Source organism: Chryseobacterium koreense CCUG 49689 (genome assembly GCF_001045435.1).
GTDB classification, from domain to species: Bacteria; Bacteroidota; Bacteroidia; order Flavobacteriales; family Weeksellaceae; genus Kaistella; species Kaistella koreensis.
This window is the reverse complement of record NZ_LFNG01000001.1, coordinates 180,941-195,436: the sequence shown is the minus strand read 5'-3', so window position 1 is coordinate 195,436 and position 14,496 is coordinate 180,941. Positions and strand designations below refer to the sequence as shown.

The following is a 14,496-nucleotide window of genomic DNA, read 5'->3' as shown; positions in this document are numbered from 1 at the left end:
AAATTTAATTGCGAAAAAATCAGACAAAAAAATGATCGATAAAAGAGTAAAAAACGCCCAAGAAGCCATCGCCGATATCAAAGACGGACAAACCATCATGCTTGGCGGTTTTGGACTTTGCGGAATTCCGGAAAATTGCATCAACGCAATGGTCGAAAAAGGTTTGACAGACCTTACCTGCATTTCCAATAACGCCGGAGTTGACGATTTCGGATTGGGATTATTGCTGAAAAAGCACCAAATAAAGAAAATGATTGCTTCCTACGTAGGTGAAAACGCAGAATTCGAAAGACAGATGCTCACCGGCGAAATGGAAGTGGAACTCACGCCACAGGGAACTTTGGCAGAAAAATGCCGTGCCGCACAAGCCGGAATCCCTGCATTCTACACTCCAACAGGTTACGGAACCGAGGTCGCAGAAGGAAAAGAAACCAAAGAATTCCATGGCAAAATGCATATTTTGGAACATGCCTTCGATGCCGATTTCTCCATCGTGAAAGCTTGGAAAGGTGACTACACCGGAAATTTGATCTTCAGAGGAACCGCAAGAAATTTCAACCTTCCCATGGCGGGAGCCGCAAAAATCACCATTGCAGAAGTGGAAGAACTCGTGGAACCAGGCGAGCTGGACCCCAATGAAATCCATATTCCGGGAATTATGGTGCAAAGAATTTTCCAGGGAGAAAAATATGAGAAACGAATCGAGCGTGTAACCAATAGAAAAAGAGGAGAGTAATGTTAACAAAAGAACAAATCGCACAGCGGATTTCCAAAGAAGTCAAAGACCGTTACTACGTAAACCTGGGTATCGGGATTCCCACCTTGGTCGCAAACTATATCCCTGAAAATCTCTCCGTAGAATTCCAAAGTGAAAATGGAATACTAGGAATGGGTCCATTTCCTTATGAAGGCGAAGAAGACCCCGATCTTATCAATGCAGGAAAACAAACCATCACCTCACTTCCGGGCGCGTCTTTTTTCGATTCTGCATTTAGTTTTGGGATGATCAGAAGCCAAAAAGTTGACCTTACTATTCTGGGCGCCATGGAGGTTTCCGAGCAGGGCGATATCGCCAGCTGGAAAATTCCGGGAAAAATGGTGAAGGGAATGGGAGGTGCAATGGATTTGGTCGCATCTGCAAAAAACATTATTGTCGCGATGATGCATACCAATAAAGCCGGGGAGAGTAAAGTTCTAAAAAGTTGCACACTGCCATTAACCGGAGTGGGATGCGTAAAAAAAATTGTTTCCGATCTTGCAGTCATGGAAGTTACTGAAAACGGTCTGAAACTTTTGGAACGAGCACCTGGAGTTTCCGTGGAAGATATCATCAAAGCAACAGAAGCGGAATTAATTGTTCAGGGAGAGATTCCCGAAATGCAGTTTTAGAAACAATCAAATCAAAATACTCCTGATCCTTTTCAATTTTTTGGAAAGGATTTTTTGTGCTTGCTGATCATTTCTCGAAATAAAAAATAACCCAAAAGTGGTATTGCGTAAAAAAGAACCATAAGCGAATTTTGCTTTAATATAAAAATATTACCAACACTAAAAATCTAGATTATGAAAAAAGTATTTTTTCTGCTGTCCATTATTTTTGCCGTTTCCCTGGTAAATGTCAGCTGTTTTGAAGACCTTTTTGGCAGAGACGATGAAGAAGTCAGTGCACCTACTTCGTCACAACTTCCGGGCTATGATTTTTCATTTACTTGTCCTGGCGGAACCAAAAGTACGGTTCCAATCCCCGCCGGAACGGCAAAATGTCAGAAAGCATACGAGTATTTCGCAAAAGTTTATGGCTGTAATGAGGCGGACTATTTTAATGCCGCCAATTGCAAAATGTGCAATGATTGTGGCATTGCAAATTATTGCACGGTCTGTAAATAGTGGAATTTACTAGAAAATTCAATTAAAATATAGAGAAATCCTTTCCAATTATTTGGAGAGGATTTTTTTTTGAAATTTTTTTTGTCAGATAAGAAAATTGTTATATCTTTATGATATCAAAATAATATCAATTAATCATGTAAAATTATGGAAAAAATCTTGAAACCAATGTCGGGTTATCTCGCTTTAGTAATCTGTTTGTTGCTGTTCGTGGCGGGATTATATTTCTTAATAAATGGAGTTGATCAAAACGCAACTTTCGTTATTTTAGGAATTATTTGCTTTGTTGCATTTGCCTTTTTCATCAAAGGTTTAATGATCATTAATCCAAATCACTCGCGCGTGCTCACTTTTTTTGGGAAATACGTGGGGTCGGTGAAGGAAAATGGGTTATTCTTCATCAATCCTTTTTACAGTTCACAAAAAATCTCGCTTCGTTCTGAAAACTTACAGGGACAAACCTTGAAGGTAAATGACAAGATGGGAAACCCCATTGAAATTGGAGTCGTAATCGTGTGGAAAGTGGGCGATACTTATAAAGCCGCATTTGAAGTGGAGCGCTACATCGATTTCGTGAAGATGCAGAGCGAAGCGGCGGTTCGTCATTTGGCGATGAGTTTCCCTTATGATAACTTGGAAGATGATCATGCGCCCATTACACTAAGGGAAGGCGGTGAAAAAATCAACCAGATTTTGGAGAATGAATTGACCGAGCGTCTCCATAAAGCGGGAATCGTCATCCAGGAAGCTAGGATCTCGCATCTTGCATACGCCTCCGAAATTGCAGGAGCCATGCTACAGAGACAACAAGCCACTGCAATTGTAGCGGCTAGAATCAAAATCGTGGAAGGTGCAGTGGGAATGGTAGATTTGGCTTTGAAAAAATTATCGCAGGAAAATATCGTGGAGCTCGATGATGAAAGAAAGGCCGCGATGGTTTCTAACCTAATGGTAGTTCTTTGTGGCGAAAAAGCGGCACAACCGATTTTGAACACGGGAACTTTGTACAATTAAAAAATAATAGGAATAAATAATAATTCGGTGATCGCAGCTTTGGAAATTTTACATTTATTTCAAATTTGTTAGCGGCTCCAAATTAATTTTTAATTCTTCATGCTTAAAAAAATAGAACGTTTTGGCAAAAAAAAGTTTTGTTTTAAGAATTGATGAATCTACTTTCAAACTTCTGGAAAAGTGGGCAAGTGACGAGTTTCGCTCCGTGAATGGGCAAATCGAGTATTTATTGAATGAAAACCTCCTCAGTTCCGGAAGAAAAAAGAAAGAGGTGGCAAAAGATGAGTCCAAAAAAGAAAAATAATCAGCGGCAGGAATTTCCTGCTGTTTTTCATTATTTTTGATTCATGAAAAAATACAGAATTCAAAAATCACCTTTCGTGGTACCGACCACCGATGGAAAGCTTATAGAGGAAATATGGGGAACTTCTACCGGAAATTCCAATATTTCCATTGCGCACATGATTGCACCACCAAATTGGAGCGAACCACACCAAACCCCGGAATTCGATGAATTCACCTATGTGATTGCAGGAAAAAAGCAGTTTGAAATCGATGGTGAAATCATCACATTAGAAAAAGGTCAGAGTATCTTAATCGAAAGAGGAGCAAGAATCCGCTATAGCAATCCCTTTTCAGAAAATTGCGAATACATCGCGATCTGTATGCCGGCATTTTCAATGGATTTGGTGAATAGGGAAGAACCTGAAAATTAGTTTATTTTCGTCAAAATTTGTTCTTATTGCATCGCTGCAGGTTCAGTTGTCCGGGTTTTTATTTCAGGTTGCGGATCGTCTGGTGTGGCGCTTTGTATTTAATGCAATTAATGGAAATCTTCAGGATAGCATTTTCTTTTTTTCCCGAAAAGCTTCTGGTTTCGAAATTCCACTTGATAGGTTCCCAGAAATTGAAATAATGCCATAGGAATATCTCTTTAAAAAGCTAAGAAACCCGAGAAAACGCAGAACATCAATAATCACCAATAATAAAACCTACCCTGCATATTCCAGACCCAGATTTCTCAGATCGTTTTCGAGATTTCCGTTTTCGGTGACGTGAACGGTGGTAAAGCCAAGCAATTTCGCCACGTGTATATTTTTCGGATTATCGTCAATAAAGACAGATTCTTCAGCTTTCAAACCATATCTTTCCATCAAAACCGCCCAGATTTTCGGATCAGGTTTGATGAGTTTTTCGATACCAGAAACCACAATTTTTCCATCAAAAATCTCAAAAAAATCATAGGTTTTCAAAGCATAGGGAAAAGTTTCGGCAGACCAGTTGGTCAGACCAAAAAGTTCATATTTGGAGCCACCCAGCTTCCTCAAAACTTCCACATTTTCAGGAATGTCACTTTTTAGCATAGTGGTCCAGTTGTCATAATAAGCACGTATTTCCTGTTCCCAGTCCGGGAATTCCGCCACCAGGATTTCGGTTCCTTCCGCCAAACTTCTTCCTCGGTCCTGTTCCGCATTCCATTCATCTGTTGCGATGTTTTTCAGAAAATATTCCATCTTTTCATCATCATTAAAATAATCCCGGAAAAAATAGCGTGGATTCCAATCCATCACCACACCGCCGAAATCGAAAATCACATTCTTTGTAGGACTTGATTTTTTTATCATATTTTAAGTTCAGGGTATATAAAATTCATATTTATTATCGGAAAATCTGGCGAAAATATGTTGCAAACCGTTACTGAGAATGATTTCTTCAGCACCTACGATCGAATTGTATCTCGCGGTTTGTTCAAAGGTTTTTTCGGTAAGTTTAATTTGTGGAGCTTTACATTCCACCAAAATTTTCGGCTGGGTTTTTTCTGTGACCAGCAAATCGATTCTTTTCGTGGTTCCGTGCAGTTCGATTTTTTTTTCCAGGATCAATGAAGAGAGATTTTTCCCCTTTTTCAAATGAAAATAGTGAATCCAATGTTGACGCACCCATTCTTCCGGAGTGAGATGCAGCCACGATTTTCGGACCAAATCATAAATAAAAAACTTATCTTTGTCTGTCTTGATTTTAAAGTCAAAAGTATCCTCAAAGTTAAGTTTCGCGAGCTGCATTTATGAAAGAATTAGATTTAATCCTCAAAAATATTAAAAATAAAGAGTTTTTGCCCATTTATTTTTTCCACGGTGAAGAGCCTTTTTTCATGGATGTTGCGGTGAAGTCCTTTGAAAACGATGTTTTGACAGAAGATGAAAAGGCGTTCAACCAAACCGTGGTGTATGGAAAAGACACCACGTATTTCGAAGTGTTGTCTTTGGCGAGGCAGTTTCCGATGATGGGCGATAAGCAAGTGATTATCTTGAAGGAAGCGCAGGAAATAAAAATGACCGACAAAGAGGCAGAAGCACTGAAAATCTATGCGGAAAATCCTGTAGAATCCACCATTTTGGTCATTGCCCATAAATATAAAAAAGCGGATTCCAGAAAGGCTTTCGCCAAAATTTTGTCTAAAGGCAAAATGCTTTTCCTGAGCGATAAAATGAGGGATTACGAGGTCCCGAAATGGATCGATGGCGAAATCAAAAATCTGGGCTTAAAATCAAAACCCAATATTCCGACTTTGCTTTCAGAATATCTCGGGACGGATTTATCCCGAATTTCCAACGAGCTGAACAAACTGAAAATGATTCTGAAAGACAGCGAAATCCTGGATGAAAAAGTGATTGAAGCAAATATCGGCATCAGCAAAGATTTCAATGTATTTGAATTGATCAAGGCATTGGGAAAAAAAGATGAGGCGGCAGCTTTTAGAATTGCCTACTACATCGGGAAAACGCCTAAACAAAATCCTTTTGTAATGATGATCGGGAATTTGTACAACTTTTTTTCAAACTTGGTCATTTTTCACACCATGGTAGGTCAAAATCCCCAAGTTGTTGCATCAACGCTGGGAATAAATCCCTATTTCATTAAAGATTACACGGAAGCAGCGAGAAATTTCAACCTCAAACATGCTACCCGGATTATTTCGATTTTAAGGGAAATCGATTTGAAGAACAAGGGATTAGGAGCAATCAATATGGATGAAGGCGAACTGCTGAAAGAACTGACCTACAAAATCTTGAACGTGGATAAAATTAAGGTGAAGCTGTAAATCTATATTTTCTTTGGTTCATAAAAGAAAATAAGTTTCTTCTTGGCGTTTTCAAAATCAGACCAAGAATCGGTGTCGATCTGAAAACCAGCGACTCCGCAGGTTGGAAACATGAAAATTTCGTCGGACATCATGTTGGCAAAGTTTGAAATCCCGTTGTTGTGGGAAAACATCGCCACAGAATTTACGCCATCGTCCAATCCGTAAATCACGGATTCAAAGTTTCTTTCAGTTGGATTGTAGAGCTTTTGATCTTCAGTAATTTCAATATCAAAAGCCTGGTTGAAGATTTTGCAAGTATTCAAAGCGCGAACTGCAGGACTCGACACAAATTTCTGGATTTCTATATGATGATCCTTCATGAATTTGGACATTTTCACAGCGTCTTCCAAACCTTTTTCAGCAAGCGGTCTGTCGAAATCTTCCGTATCTTCCGGCCAGTCGCTTTTTGCGTGGCGCACCAAAATAAGTGTCTTCATCCCTTTTGAATTTTGAATAAATAAAATTAAATAAAAAAAGGAGAAGTTGGGCACTTCTCCCGTTAATTAAGAAAATATTAAGATTAATTGAAATTAATGATCACCTTCATCGCTTTTTCTCTTGCCGCATTTCCAAAGACTTCATAAGCCTGCATCATATCTGCAAAATCAAATCGGTGAGAAACCAGTTTTTCAGGTTTCAATCTTTTGCTTTCTACGTTTTTCAAAAGCATTGGAGTGGTACTTGTACAGACCAATCCAGTGGTGATGGTTACATTTCTAATCCAAAGTTCCTCGATATGCAATTCCACAGGTTTTCCGTGAACACCCACGTTTGCGAGGTGCGCTCCAGGTTTCAGGATTTTTTGGCAAATATCGAAAGTTGCCGGGATTCCTACTGCTTCAATCGCCACATCCACGCCTTCTGGACCTGCGATTTTTTTGATATTTTCTATCACGTTTCCATCACTGCTGTTCACAAGGTCTGTTGCACCAAAACCTCTGGAAAGTTCAAGTCTTTGTTGGTCCAAATCTACCATGATGATTTTGGCCGGAGCGAAAAACTGTGCAGTCAACAGAGCCGCAAATCCCACAGGACCTGCGCCAATAATAGCCACGGTGTCTCCTGGATTGACTTTGCCGTTCAAAACTCCAATTTCAAATCCGGTAGGTAAAATGTCGCTTAGCATCACTGCTCCTTCTTCATCCACATCGTTTTTGAGGTGGTAAAGCGAGTTATCAGCATGTGGAATTCGTACATATTCAGCTTGGGTACCATCTATTAAGTGTCCTAAAATCCAGCCGCCATCAGTGCAGTGTGCATAGAGCTGTTTCTTGCAATTATCGCATTTTCCGCATGATGTGACGCAGGAAATCAATACTTTCTCGCCTTTTTTGAAATTGCTCACTGCGCTTCCAATTTCTTCCACTATTCCTATTCCTTCGTGTCCCAAAATTCTCCCCGGTGTCACCGCAGGTACGTCGCCTTTCAGAATGTGCAGATCGGTGCCACAAATGGTGGATTTCACCATTTTCACAATCGCATCGGTTGGTTGTGTAATCACCGGTTTCGGGCAATCTGCCAATTCTTTTTGCCCGGGTCCTTTAAATACTAGTGCTTTCATCTACATCAATTTTTAATATTAAACAAATTTTGCTTGTTTAAAGTTAGAAACATTTCAGTCGATATGGCTGATTTGCAGCTTGATAAATATCAGTATTTTCAATTTTTTGTAAGCGAAGCCAAATATTTGTAAATTTGCATGCTATGGGAAAAATAATGGCAATTGATTATGGCAAAAAGCGTTGTGGAATTGCTGTTACCGACGATTTGCAAATCATCGCCAGTGGATTGGAAACCGTTTCAACCGATGCTGTTTTTGATTTTTTGAAAAGATATTTTTCTCAAAATCAGGTGGATTCCGCCGTAATTGGACTTCCTGTAGATTTAAAAGGAAATTTGTCTGAGGTGGAAACCGATATTCAAAAATTTATTTTGACATTCAAAAACGAATTTCCAGAGGTGATGGTGCACCGTTTCGATGAACGATTTACTTCAAAGATGGCATCATTCTTTATCTCGCAAAGTGGAAAGAGCAAAAAGAAAAGGGAAGATAAGGCATTAATCGACAAAGTGAGTGCCACGATTATCTTGCAGAATTATTTAGAGCAAAAACAAAAATGATATTACCAATTAGAGCTTTTGGCGATTCCATGTTGAGGAAGCACTGCCATGAAATCGATAAAGATTATCCGCAATTGCAGGAACTGATTTCAAATATGTTTGAAACCATGAATTCTGCAAACGGAATCGGTTTGGCCGCTCCGCAAATCGGTTTGGACATTCGATTGTTCATCGCGGATTTGTCGCCGCTTGCAGAAGATGAGGACTATGCCGAACTTGCCGACGAGTTCCTGAAATTTAAGAAAGTCTTCATCAATGCCAAAATTTTAGAAGAAACCGGTGAAGAATGGAAGTTCAATGAAGGTTGTCTCTCCATTCCCGATGTTCGTGAAGACGTGAAAAGAAAAGAAACCGTGAAGATTGAATATTTCGACGAAAATTTCGTGAAACATACCGACACTTTTTCCGATATGAGAGCCAGAGTCATCCAGCATGAATATGACCATATCGAAGGAATTCTCTTTACCGACCATTTAAGTTCCCTGAAGAAAAAATTGGTCAAAGGAAAATTGTCCAAAATTTCTCAAGGTGATGTTTCGGTGCACTACAAAATGCGATTTCCAAAATAATTATCAAGACAAAAACAAATAATATCAAACAAAAAATAGAAAAATGCAGTTAGAAAAAATAATTTCAATTTCCGGGAAACCAGGACTTTTCAAATTAGTTTCACAGTTGAAAAACGGATTCATCATTGAAGATGTTTTAACCAAGAAAAAGGGGAGCATCTCTAATTCATCACAGGTGAGTTTGCTGGACAACATCGCGATGTTTACTTTTGATAAAGAGGTTCCCTTGTTTGACGTTTTTGAGAATGTGGCAAAAAAATCAGAGTACAAGGAAACCATTTCACATAAATCTTCGGATGCTGAATTGAGGGCATTCATGCTAGAAGCATTACCGGATTATGATACAGAGCGTGTTTATGTTTCAGATATCAAGAAATTGGCGCAGTGGTACAATATCTTGCACAAAGCTGGTTACATCACTCCGGAAAGCTTTGTGAAAGCTGAAGAAACTAGTAAAGAAGAGGCAGAACCTGCAACCGAAGAGAAAGCAGAAAAGAAAACCGCTGCTAAAAAAACTGCGGCAAAGGCAGATAAACCTGCTGGTGCAAAAGTGAAGGCTTCAACTTCAACCGCAAAATCTGCTCCAAAAAGCACGCATAGAAAACAAGGATAGACCACTTTGGTTTAAAAATTAAATATAAAATTGCACAACTTTGCCAAAGTTCCGAACTTTGGCAAAGTTTTTTTTACGTCATGAACACCAAAGCCCAAAAACTTGAAGCCTTTTCCCAACTTTTAGACATTATGGATGACCTCCGCGAAAAATGTCCGTGGGATAAAAAACAGACTTTTGAAACCCTTCGGCATTTGACTTTGGAAGAAGTTTATGAACTTTCGGATGCTTTGATTGATCAGGACTTGACAGAAATCAAAAAAGAACTCGGCGATGTTTTGCTGCATTTGGTTTTTTATGCCAAAATTGGTTCTGAAAAGGGCAGTTTTGACATTGCCGATGTCATCAACTCATTGAATGAAAAACTGATTTTCAGGCATCCCCATATTTATGGTGATATAAAAGTTCAAGATGAGGAAGAAGTGAAACAAAACTGGGAAAAACTGAAACTCAAGGAAGGCAACAAATCTGTACTTTCCGGTGTTTCCAAAGGAACGCCAAGTGTGGTGAAAGCTTTTAGAATTCAGGAAAAAGTAAAAGGAATCGGTTTCGAGTTTCACAATGCCGAAGATGCGTGGAAAAAAGTAGATGAAGAACTCGCAGAATTTCATGCGGAAACAGATTTGGAAAAAAAGGAAATGGAATTGGGCGACGTTTTCTTTTCTTTAATCAATTATGCCCGTATTTCTGGGATAAATCCCGATACCGCGTTAGAGAAAACCAACAGCAAATTTATTTCGCGTTTTCAAAAAATGGAAAAATTGGCTGCGGAAAGAAATCAAACTCTTTCCGAAATGAATTTGGAAGAAATGGATATGCTTTGGGAAGAAGCGAAGAAAATTTAGCGAGCAAGGTTGAGAGTGTGGTTTCCAATGCTGATTTTAAATAAAATAATCCGGCCCTTGAAGGCCGGATTTCATGGTGATTAAAAGTTTAATTTATTCAAAATAAGTATGAAACTTTGCCATCGAATTGTCTAAAACAGCGATGGTTTGTTCAGCCTCTTCTTTGGTGGTAGATTTTTTCAGCTGGTTGATGTATTGCAGGTGGTCATTCAGCCAAACATGCAGAACATCATGTGATTTTCCTGTCATGGTGCAGCTTTTCACAAGGTTGTCATTTGCAGAAGCCAAATTTGCGGCCAATGCATGATAATCACCTTTCGCGTGATCGTAATTTTTTAGGAGTTTTTCCTGCTCGTTGATAAATGGAAGCATTTCGGCGTTGGTTTTCCATTTCTTACCGTTGTCCAGTTCCAACGCAACACCTTCTGAAGCATGCTCATCTTTAGTGCCGTGTTCGCCTGAAGTCGCATGATCTTCATGATTTTCCGACACCTGTTCCGTGGTGGTCTTGCTTTCCACGTTTTCGGCTTGTTCTTTGTTTTTCTCGCAAGAAGTCAAGATTGCGATTGCCATAATCGCGGGAATTAATAGTCGTTTCATTTTTTAAAAATTTTAGTGAAAGTTAAAATTAAGGTCAAAGTCAATATAGTTCTGAAAGCCATCGCATAAATGGTTTTCTGTTCGTAAAGCCCATTTTCTTCAATATGGTGCCACAATCCAATCCATGCCAGAATAAGCAGAACCAAGGCCATTGCAAGTGGTTTCAGGGTCCAACTTTTTTTTGTGTTGATTGCATAAGCTGAAAGCAGGTAAAGAAAACCGCAGATAAAATTGATATGAACCACGATTGGCACAAAATTGCCCTCCTTTGCTCTCATTCCGAACAGGTCGAAAATTACGGAACCACCTATGATCACAGTCATCAGTCCGAATATGATCAACAATGCGATATAGATTTTTTTGATCATGCTAAAAGAATTTGATGGCTCATTGCAAGTTAGCCAAATTATACATTATAAACAACTTAAGTTAATTTTCTCCGGATTACAGGACACTCCATTTCTAAAAATATTAGTTCAGCAACCAGTGAAAATTCCTGGATTTATGCCTAACATTGTTTAGTTTCAAATCGAAATCAACTACCAAAATACAGAAGTACAAGTGATTTCGAACTCATCTCATAAATATTTGCGGTAAACCTAAATCTTCATCAGCTTGCGCCGTCAGTTGGTCTTCCTGTACCTCAGAACCGCCCATATAATCGCCACAACACCCATCATTATAATCACCAAAAAATGCCGATATAAGTCGGAAAATCCGCTGTTTTTCAATATGATGAGGCGAATTGCATCCACGCCGTAAGTGACCGGATTTACATATGCGATGTATTTTGCCCAATCGGTCATGCTTTCGACTGGAGTGAAAAGCCCACTCATCAGAATGAAAATCATCATAAAGAAAAATACCACAAACATCGCCTGCTGCTGCGTTTCGCTATAAACGGAGACTAATAGTCCCAATCCCAAAAGTGTGACGAGATAAATCGCCACGAATAGGTAGAGTAGGAGCAGACTGCCCTGCATTGCAATATCATAAATGAAAATCGTTACCAGAAGTCCGATGGTGAATGCCACCATTGCCAAAATCCAAAAAGGGATAAGTTTTCCGAGAATGAAATCTCGTTTTTTAATCGGTGACACGTTGATCTGTTCAATGGTGCCTATTTCTTTTTCCTGAACGATGTTCAGCGCCGCCAAATATCCACCAATAAGCGTGACAAGAAAAGCTAGAATTCCGGGAACAAGCGACAAACGGTAATTGTAATGCTCATTGAACCAAAATTTTGGGATGATTTCCAGACCGGAAGTTTTCTGGGCGATTTCGATTTGGGGCGTGGTCTTGAGAAGAATCTGTTGATTAAAATCCTGGAGGATCTGCGCAAGATAGCTTGCGGATAGTCCGGCTTTTGTGCCGTTGATCGCATTAATAGCAACTAGAACTTTTTCTTTATTTTCACGGACTAAATTTTTCTCAAAATCGCTGGGAATCTCCAGAATGAGGTCCGCTTTTTCATGTTCAACTTCGCTATAGGCGCTTGGATAATTTTCACCATAATTCACAATTTTGAAATAACCGGAAGCGGTGATTTTTCGGATGAGATCCCGCGAGTAGGTGGATTTGTCGTGATCCACCACGGCAATTTCCACATTCTTGATTTCGTAACTCGCTGCCAATGGCAAAACAATCAGCTGCACGACCGGCATGACGAAAATAATGGCCAATATCGCCTTGTTCCTAAAAATCTGCAGGAATTCTTTACGGATCAATATGGATAGGGTTCTGAACATTATTTCTTATTTGCTTCAAGTTTCAAATTTCTTTTGACCAAGATATCGGATTCCCCGGCTTATTATTCAAGTCTGATTTTAAATTTTTTCACGGCCATCACGAATAAAAAAGCCGTCATCGCCAATAAAATAGCGGTGTGTTTCCAAATAACCTCGATACCGGTACCTTTTATCATGATATTTTTAACGATTTCATAATACCATTTTGAAGGCAACACATTGGCAACAACTTGCAGCGGGACCGGCATGTTTTCAATCGGGAACATAAATCCGCTCAACATCACAGTTGGAAGCATAGTGCCGACCAGTGAAATCAGCATTGCGTTTTGCTGGGAATCCGTTAAAATCGAAATCAGAATTCCGATCAATAAATTGGTAATGATGAAAATGATGCTCACGAAAAAGAGCAGCAGCAAATTTCCTTGTATCGGCAGTTCCAGCAAGGTAACGCTCAGCAATACGATGGAAACTAAAATCAACAATGACATCAGAAAATATGGAATCGCTTTTGCGAGGATGATTACCCAGGGTTTCATTGGCGAAACCAGTAAAACTTCCATAGTTCCGGTTTCTTTTTCGCGAACTATGGCGATCGCGGTCATTAAAACGCAGATGATAAGCAGAATTAATGCCATGACGCCAGGAACGAAATTTGGCGCGCCTTTCATTTGTGGATTGTAGAGCATGCGGATTTCCGGTTGAACTCCGGAAGCCAATTGTATTGTGTTTTGACCATAATAATCCAGAATAATATTGTTCATGAAATTCAGGATTTGGTTGGCAAGATTGATGTCGGTTCCGTCCGTAATAAGCTGCAGTTGGGCTTTTTTCCCTATGGCGAGGTTTTCTGAAAATCGGTCTGGAATTACCAGAATTATCTTAATTTTCCCGCTTTTGAAAGCGTTTTCGGCTTCATGAATGGATTTCAAATTCTTATCGACATCAAAATATTGGTTGGCATTTATTTTTGAGGTCAATTCGATGGAATTCTGCGATTGGTCTTGGTCTAAAACTCCGATTCTTGTATTTTTTACTTCCGTGCTCAGCGCATATCCAAACAGCAGAACCTGCACAATCGGCATTCCGAAAAGAATGAGCAAAGTCCTTCTATCACGCAGCACGTGGTAAAATTCTTTTCGGACAAAGGTTAGTAACTGTTTCATATTTTAGGAGCCCCTCGAAATAATTTGCACATTTTTTATTCAGTCCGTTTTGCACCTCGTGCCAGCTGGTAAAAGACATCATCCAAACGATCAGTCTCAAACTGTTTTTTAAGTTTTGAAGGCATGTCGAGTGCCGCAATTTTTCCATCCACCATAATCGAAACGCGATCGCAATATTCCGCTTCGTCCATGTAATGGGTGGTGACGAAGATCGTGATCCCACTTTCCGCCGCATCATAAATCATGCTCCAAAATTGTCGCCTCGTCACGGGATCCACACCTCCCGTCGGTTCGTCCAAAAAAACAATTTCAGGATTGTGGAAAATCGCTACCGAAAAAGCGAGTTTCTGCTTCCAGCCGAGTGGAAGTTCGGAAACGAGTTTGTTTTTTTCGTTCTGTAATCCGAGTTTTTGGATGAGTTCATCTCTTTTTTCTTTTAACGCTTTTCTTTCGATTCCGTAGATTCCACCAAAGAAATCCAAGTTTTCTTTTACCGTGAGATTTCCGTAAAGCGAAAATTTCTGGCTCATGTAGCCGATGTTTCTTTTGATCGCCTCCGTTTCCTTGTACACATCAAATCCTGCAACAGTAGCGGTTCCGGAAGTTGGAACCGAAAGTCCGCAAAACATCCTCATCGCAGTAGTTTTCCCGGCACCATTCGCGCCCAGAAATCCAAAAATTTCACCTTTTTTAACCTCAAAACTGATATGGTCAACCGCGGTGAAGTCTCCAAAATTTTTGGTGATGTTGTGGGCTTTTATGGCGATATTGATATCAGAAGTCATCATTTT

General features: G+C 39.6%; 20 protein-coding genes. 11 read left to right on the top strand and 9 right to left on the bottom strand.

The window, feature by feature from the left end; translation table 11 throughout:
* The first annotated feature begins 31 nt into the window (after positions 1–31).
* From ACM44_RS00900 to ACM44_RS00875, 6 genes are all read left to right on the top strand, one after another.
* On the top strand, positions 32–736 hold the full coding sequence (locus ACM44_RS00900; RefSeq protein ID WP_048498209.1) for a CoA transferase subunit A: 705 nt from the start codon (positions 32–34) through the stop codon (positions 734–736).
* A complete protein-coding gene (locus ACM44_RS00895) occupies positions 736–1,389 on the top strand; it encodes a CoA transferase subunit B (RefSeq protein ID WP_048498208.1) in 654 nt (217 codons plus the stop codon). Before ACM44_RS00900 ends, ACM44_RS00895 begins: the two co-directional genes overlap by 1 nt.
* A 174-nt stretch (positions 1,390–1,563) precedes the next feature.
* On the top strand, positions 1,564–1,887 hold the full coding sequence (locus ACM44_RS00890; RefSeq protein WP_048498207.1) for a hypothetical protein: 324 nt from the start codon (positions 1,564–1,566) through the stop codon (positions 1,885–1,887).
* A 147-nt stretch (positions 1,888–2,034) separates the two neighbouring features.
* Entirely contained in the window at positions 2,035–2,901 is an 867-nt protein-coding gene (locus ACM44_RS00885; protein ID WP_048498206.1) for an SPFH domain-containing protein, read from the top strand.
* Between the two features lie 121 nt (positions 2,902–3,022).
* The gene (locus tag ACM44_RS00880; protein WP_048498205.1) at positions 3,023–3,205 is read left to right on the top strand and encodes a hypothetical protein; all 183 of its coding nucleotides are present in this window, start codon (positions 3,023–3,025) and stop codon (positions 3,203–3,205) included.
* Positions 3,206–3,248: 43 nt separating this feature from the next.
* Positions 3,249–3,617, top strand: a complete 369-nt coding sequence (locus tag ACM44_RS00875) for a cupin domain-containing protein (RefSeq protein WP_048498204.1) — start codon at positions 3,249–3,251, stop codon at positions 3,615–3,617.
* Positions 3,618–3,893: 276 nt separating this feature from the next.
* Here the strand turns inward: ACM44_RS00875 and ACM44_RS00870 are convergent, their stop codons facing one another.
* Complete coding sequence (locus ACM44_RS00870; protein WP_048498203.1) at positions 3,894–4,526, bottom strand: HAD family hydrolase; 633 nt, start codon at positions 4,524–4,526, stop codon at positions 3,894–3,896.
* A gap of 9 nt (positions 4,527–4,535) precedes the next feature.
* Complete coding sequence (locus ACM44_RS00865) at positions 4,536–4,964, bottom strand: type I restriction enzyme HsdR N-terminal domain-containing protein (RefSeq protein ID WP_048498202.1); 429 nt, start codon at positions 4,962–4,964, stop codon at positions 4,536–4,538.
* A gap of 2 nt (positions 4,965–4,966) precedes the next feature.
* Here ACM44_RS00865 and holA point away from each other — a divergent pair, with 2 nt between their 5' ends.
* A complete protein-coding gene (gene holA / locus ACM44_RS00860; protein WP_048498201.1) occupies positions 4,967–6,004 on the top strand; it encodes a DNA polymerase III subunit delta in 1,038 nt (345 codons plus the stop codon).
* Positions 6,005–6,006: 2 nt separating this feature from the next.
* On the opposite strand, the gene ACM44_RS00855 is transcribed toward holA, so the two are convergent.
* Positions 6,007–6,483: a SixA phosphatase family protein gene (locus tag ACM44_RS00855; protein WP_048498200.1), complete on the bottom strand. Its 477-nt coding sequence runs from the start codon at positions 6,481–6,483 to the stop codon at positions 6,007–6,009.
* An 83-nt stretch (positions 6,484–6,566) separates the two neighbouring features.
* Positions 6,567–7,607 (bottom strand): zinc-dependent alcohol dehydrogenase family protein, encoded by a 1,041-nt coding sequence (locus tag ACM44_RS00850; RefSeq protein ID WP_048498199.1) that lies wholly within the window; start codon positions 7,605–7,607, stop codon positions 6,567–6,569.
* Between the two features lie 143 nt (positions 7,608–7,750).
* On the opposite strand from ACM44_RS00850, the gene ruvX reads away from it, so the two are divergent.
* The 4 genes from ruvX to mazG all read left to right on the top strand — a co-directional run bounded on the left by ruvX (position 7,751) and on the right by mazG (position 10,194).
* Positions 7,751–8,167, top strand: a complete 417-nt coding sequence (gene ruvX, locus ACM44_RS00845; RefSeq protein ID WP_048498198.1) for a Holliday junction resolvase RuvX — start codon at positions 7,751–7,753, stop codon at positions 8,165–8,167.
* Positions 8,164–8,736 (top strand): peptide deformylase, encoded by a 573-nt coding sequence (gene def, locus ACM44_RS00840; protein ID WP_048498197.1) that lies wholly within the window; start codon positions 8,164–8,166, stop codon positions 8,734–8,736. Before ruvX ends, def begins: the two co-directional genes overlap by 4 nt.
* 43 nt (positions 8,737–8,779) lie before the next feature.
* A complete protein-coding gene (locus tag ACM44_RS00835) occupies positions 8,780–9,349 on the top strand; it encodes a DUF5606 family protein (RefSeq protein ID WP_048498196.1) in 570 nt (189 codons plus the stop codon).
* An 80-nt stretch (positions 9,350–9,429) separates the two neighbouring features.
* Positions 9,430–10,194, top strand: a complete 765-nt coding sequence (gene mazG, locus ACM44_RS00830) for a nucleoside triphosphate pyrophosphohydrolase (RefSeq protein ID WP_048498195.1) — start codon at positions 9,430–9,432, stop codon at positions 10,192–10,194.
* 93 nt (positions 10,195–10,287) lie between these two features.
* Here mazG and ACM44_RS00825 read toward each other — a convergent pair whose 3' ends face one another.
* The 5 genes from ACM44_RS00825 to ACM44_RS00805 all read right to left on the bottom strand — a co-directional run bounded on the left by ACM44_RS00825 (position 10,288) and on the right by ACM44_RS00805 (position 14,490).
* Positions 10,288–10,794: a hypothetical protein gene (locus tag ACM44_RS00825; RefSeq protein WP_152669270.1), complete on the bottom strand. Its 507-nt coding sequence runs from the start codon at positions 10,792–10,794 to the stop codon at positions 10,288–10,290.
* Positions 10,791–11,162 carry a hypothetical protein gene (locus ACM44_RS00820; RefSeq protein ID WP_241477120.1) on the bottom strand — a complete coding sequence of 124 codons (372 nt, stop codon included), beginning with the start codon at positions 11,160–11,162 and terminating at the stop codon, positions 10,791–10,793. Before ACM44_RS00820 ends, ACM44_RS00825 begins: the two co-directional genes overlap by 4 nt.
* A 255-nt stretch (positions 11,163–11,417) precedes the next feature.
* Entirely contained in the window at positions 11,418–12,542 is a 1,125-nt protein-coding gene (locus ACM44_RS00815; RefSeq protein ID WP_048498193.1) for an ABC transporter permease, read from the bottom strand.
* A gap of 62 nt (positions 12,543–12,604) precedes the next feature.
* Positions 12,605–13,705, bottom strand: coding sequence for an ABC transporter permease (locus tag ACM44_RS00810; RefSeq protein WP_048498192.1), 1,101 nt, complete (start codon positions 13,703–13,705; stop codon positions 12,605–12,607).
* Between the two features lie 35 nt (positions 13,706–13,740).
* Positions 13,741–14,490, bottom strand: a complete 750-nt coding sequence (locus tag ACM44_RS00805) for an ABC transporter ATP-binding protein (RefSeq protein ID WP_206540181.1) — start codon at positions 14,488–14,490, stop codon at positions 13,741–13,743.
* Positions 14,491–14,496 lie beyond the last annotated feature (6 nt).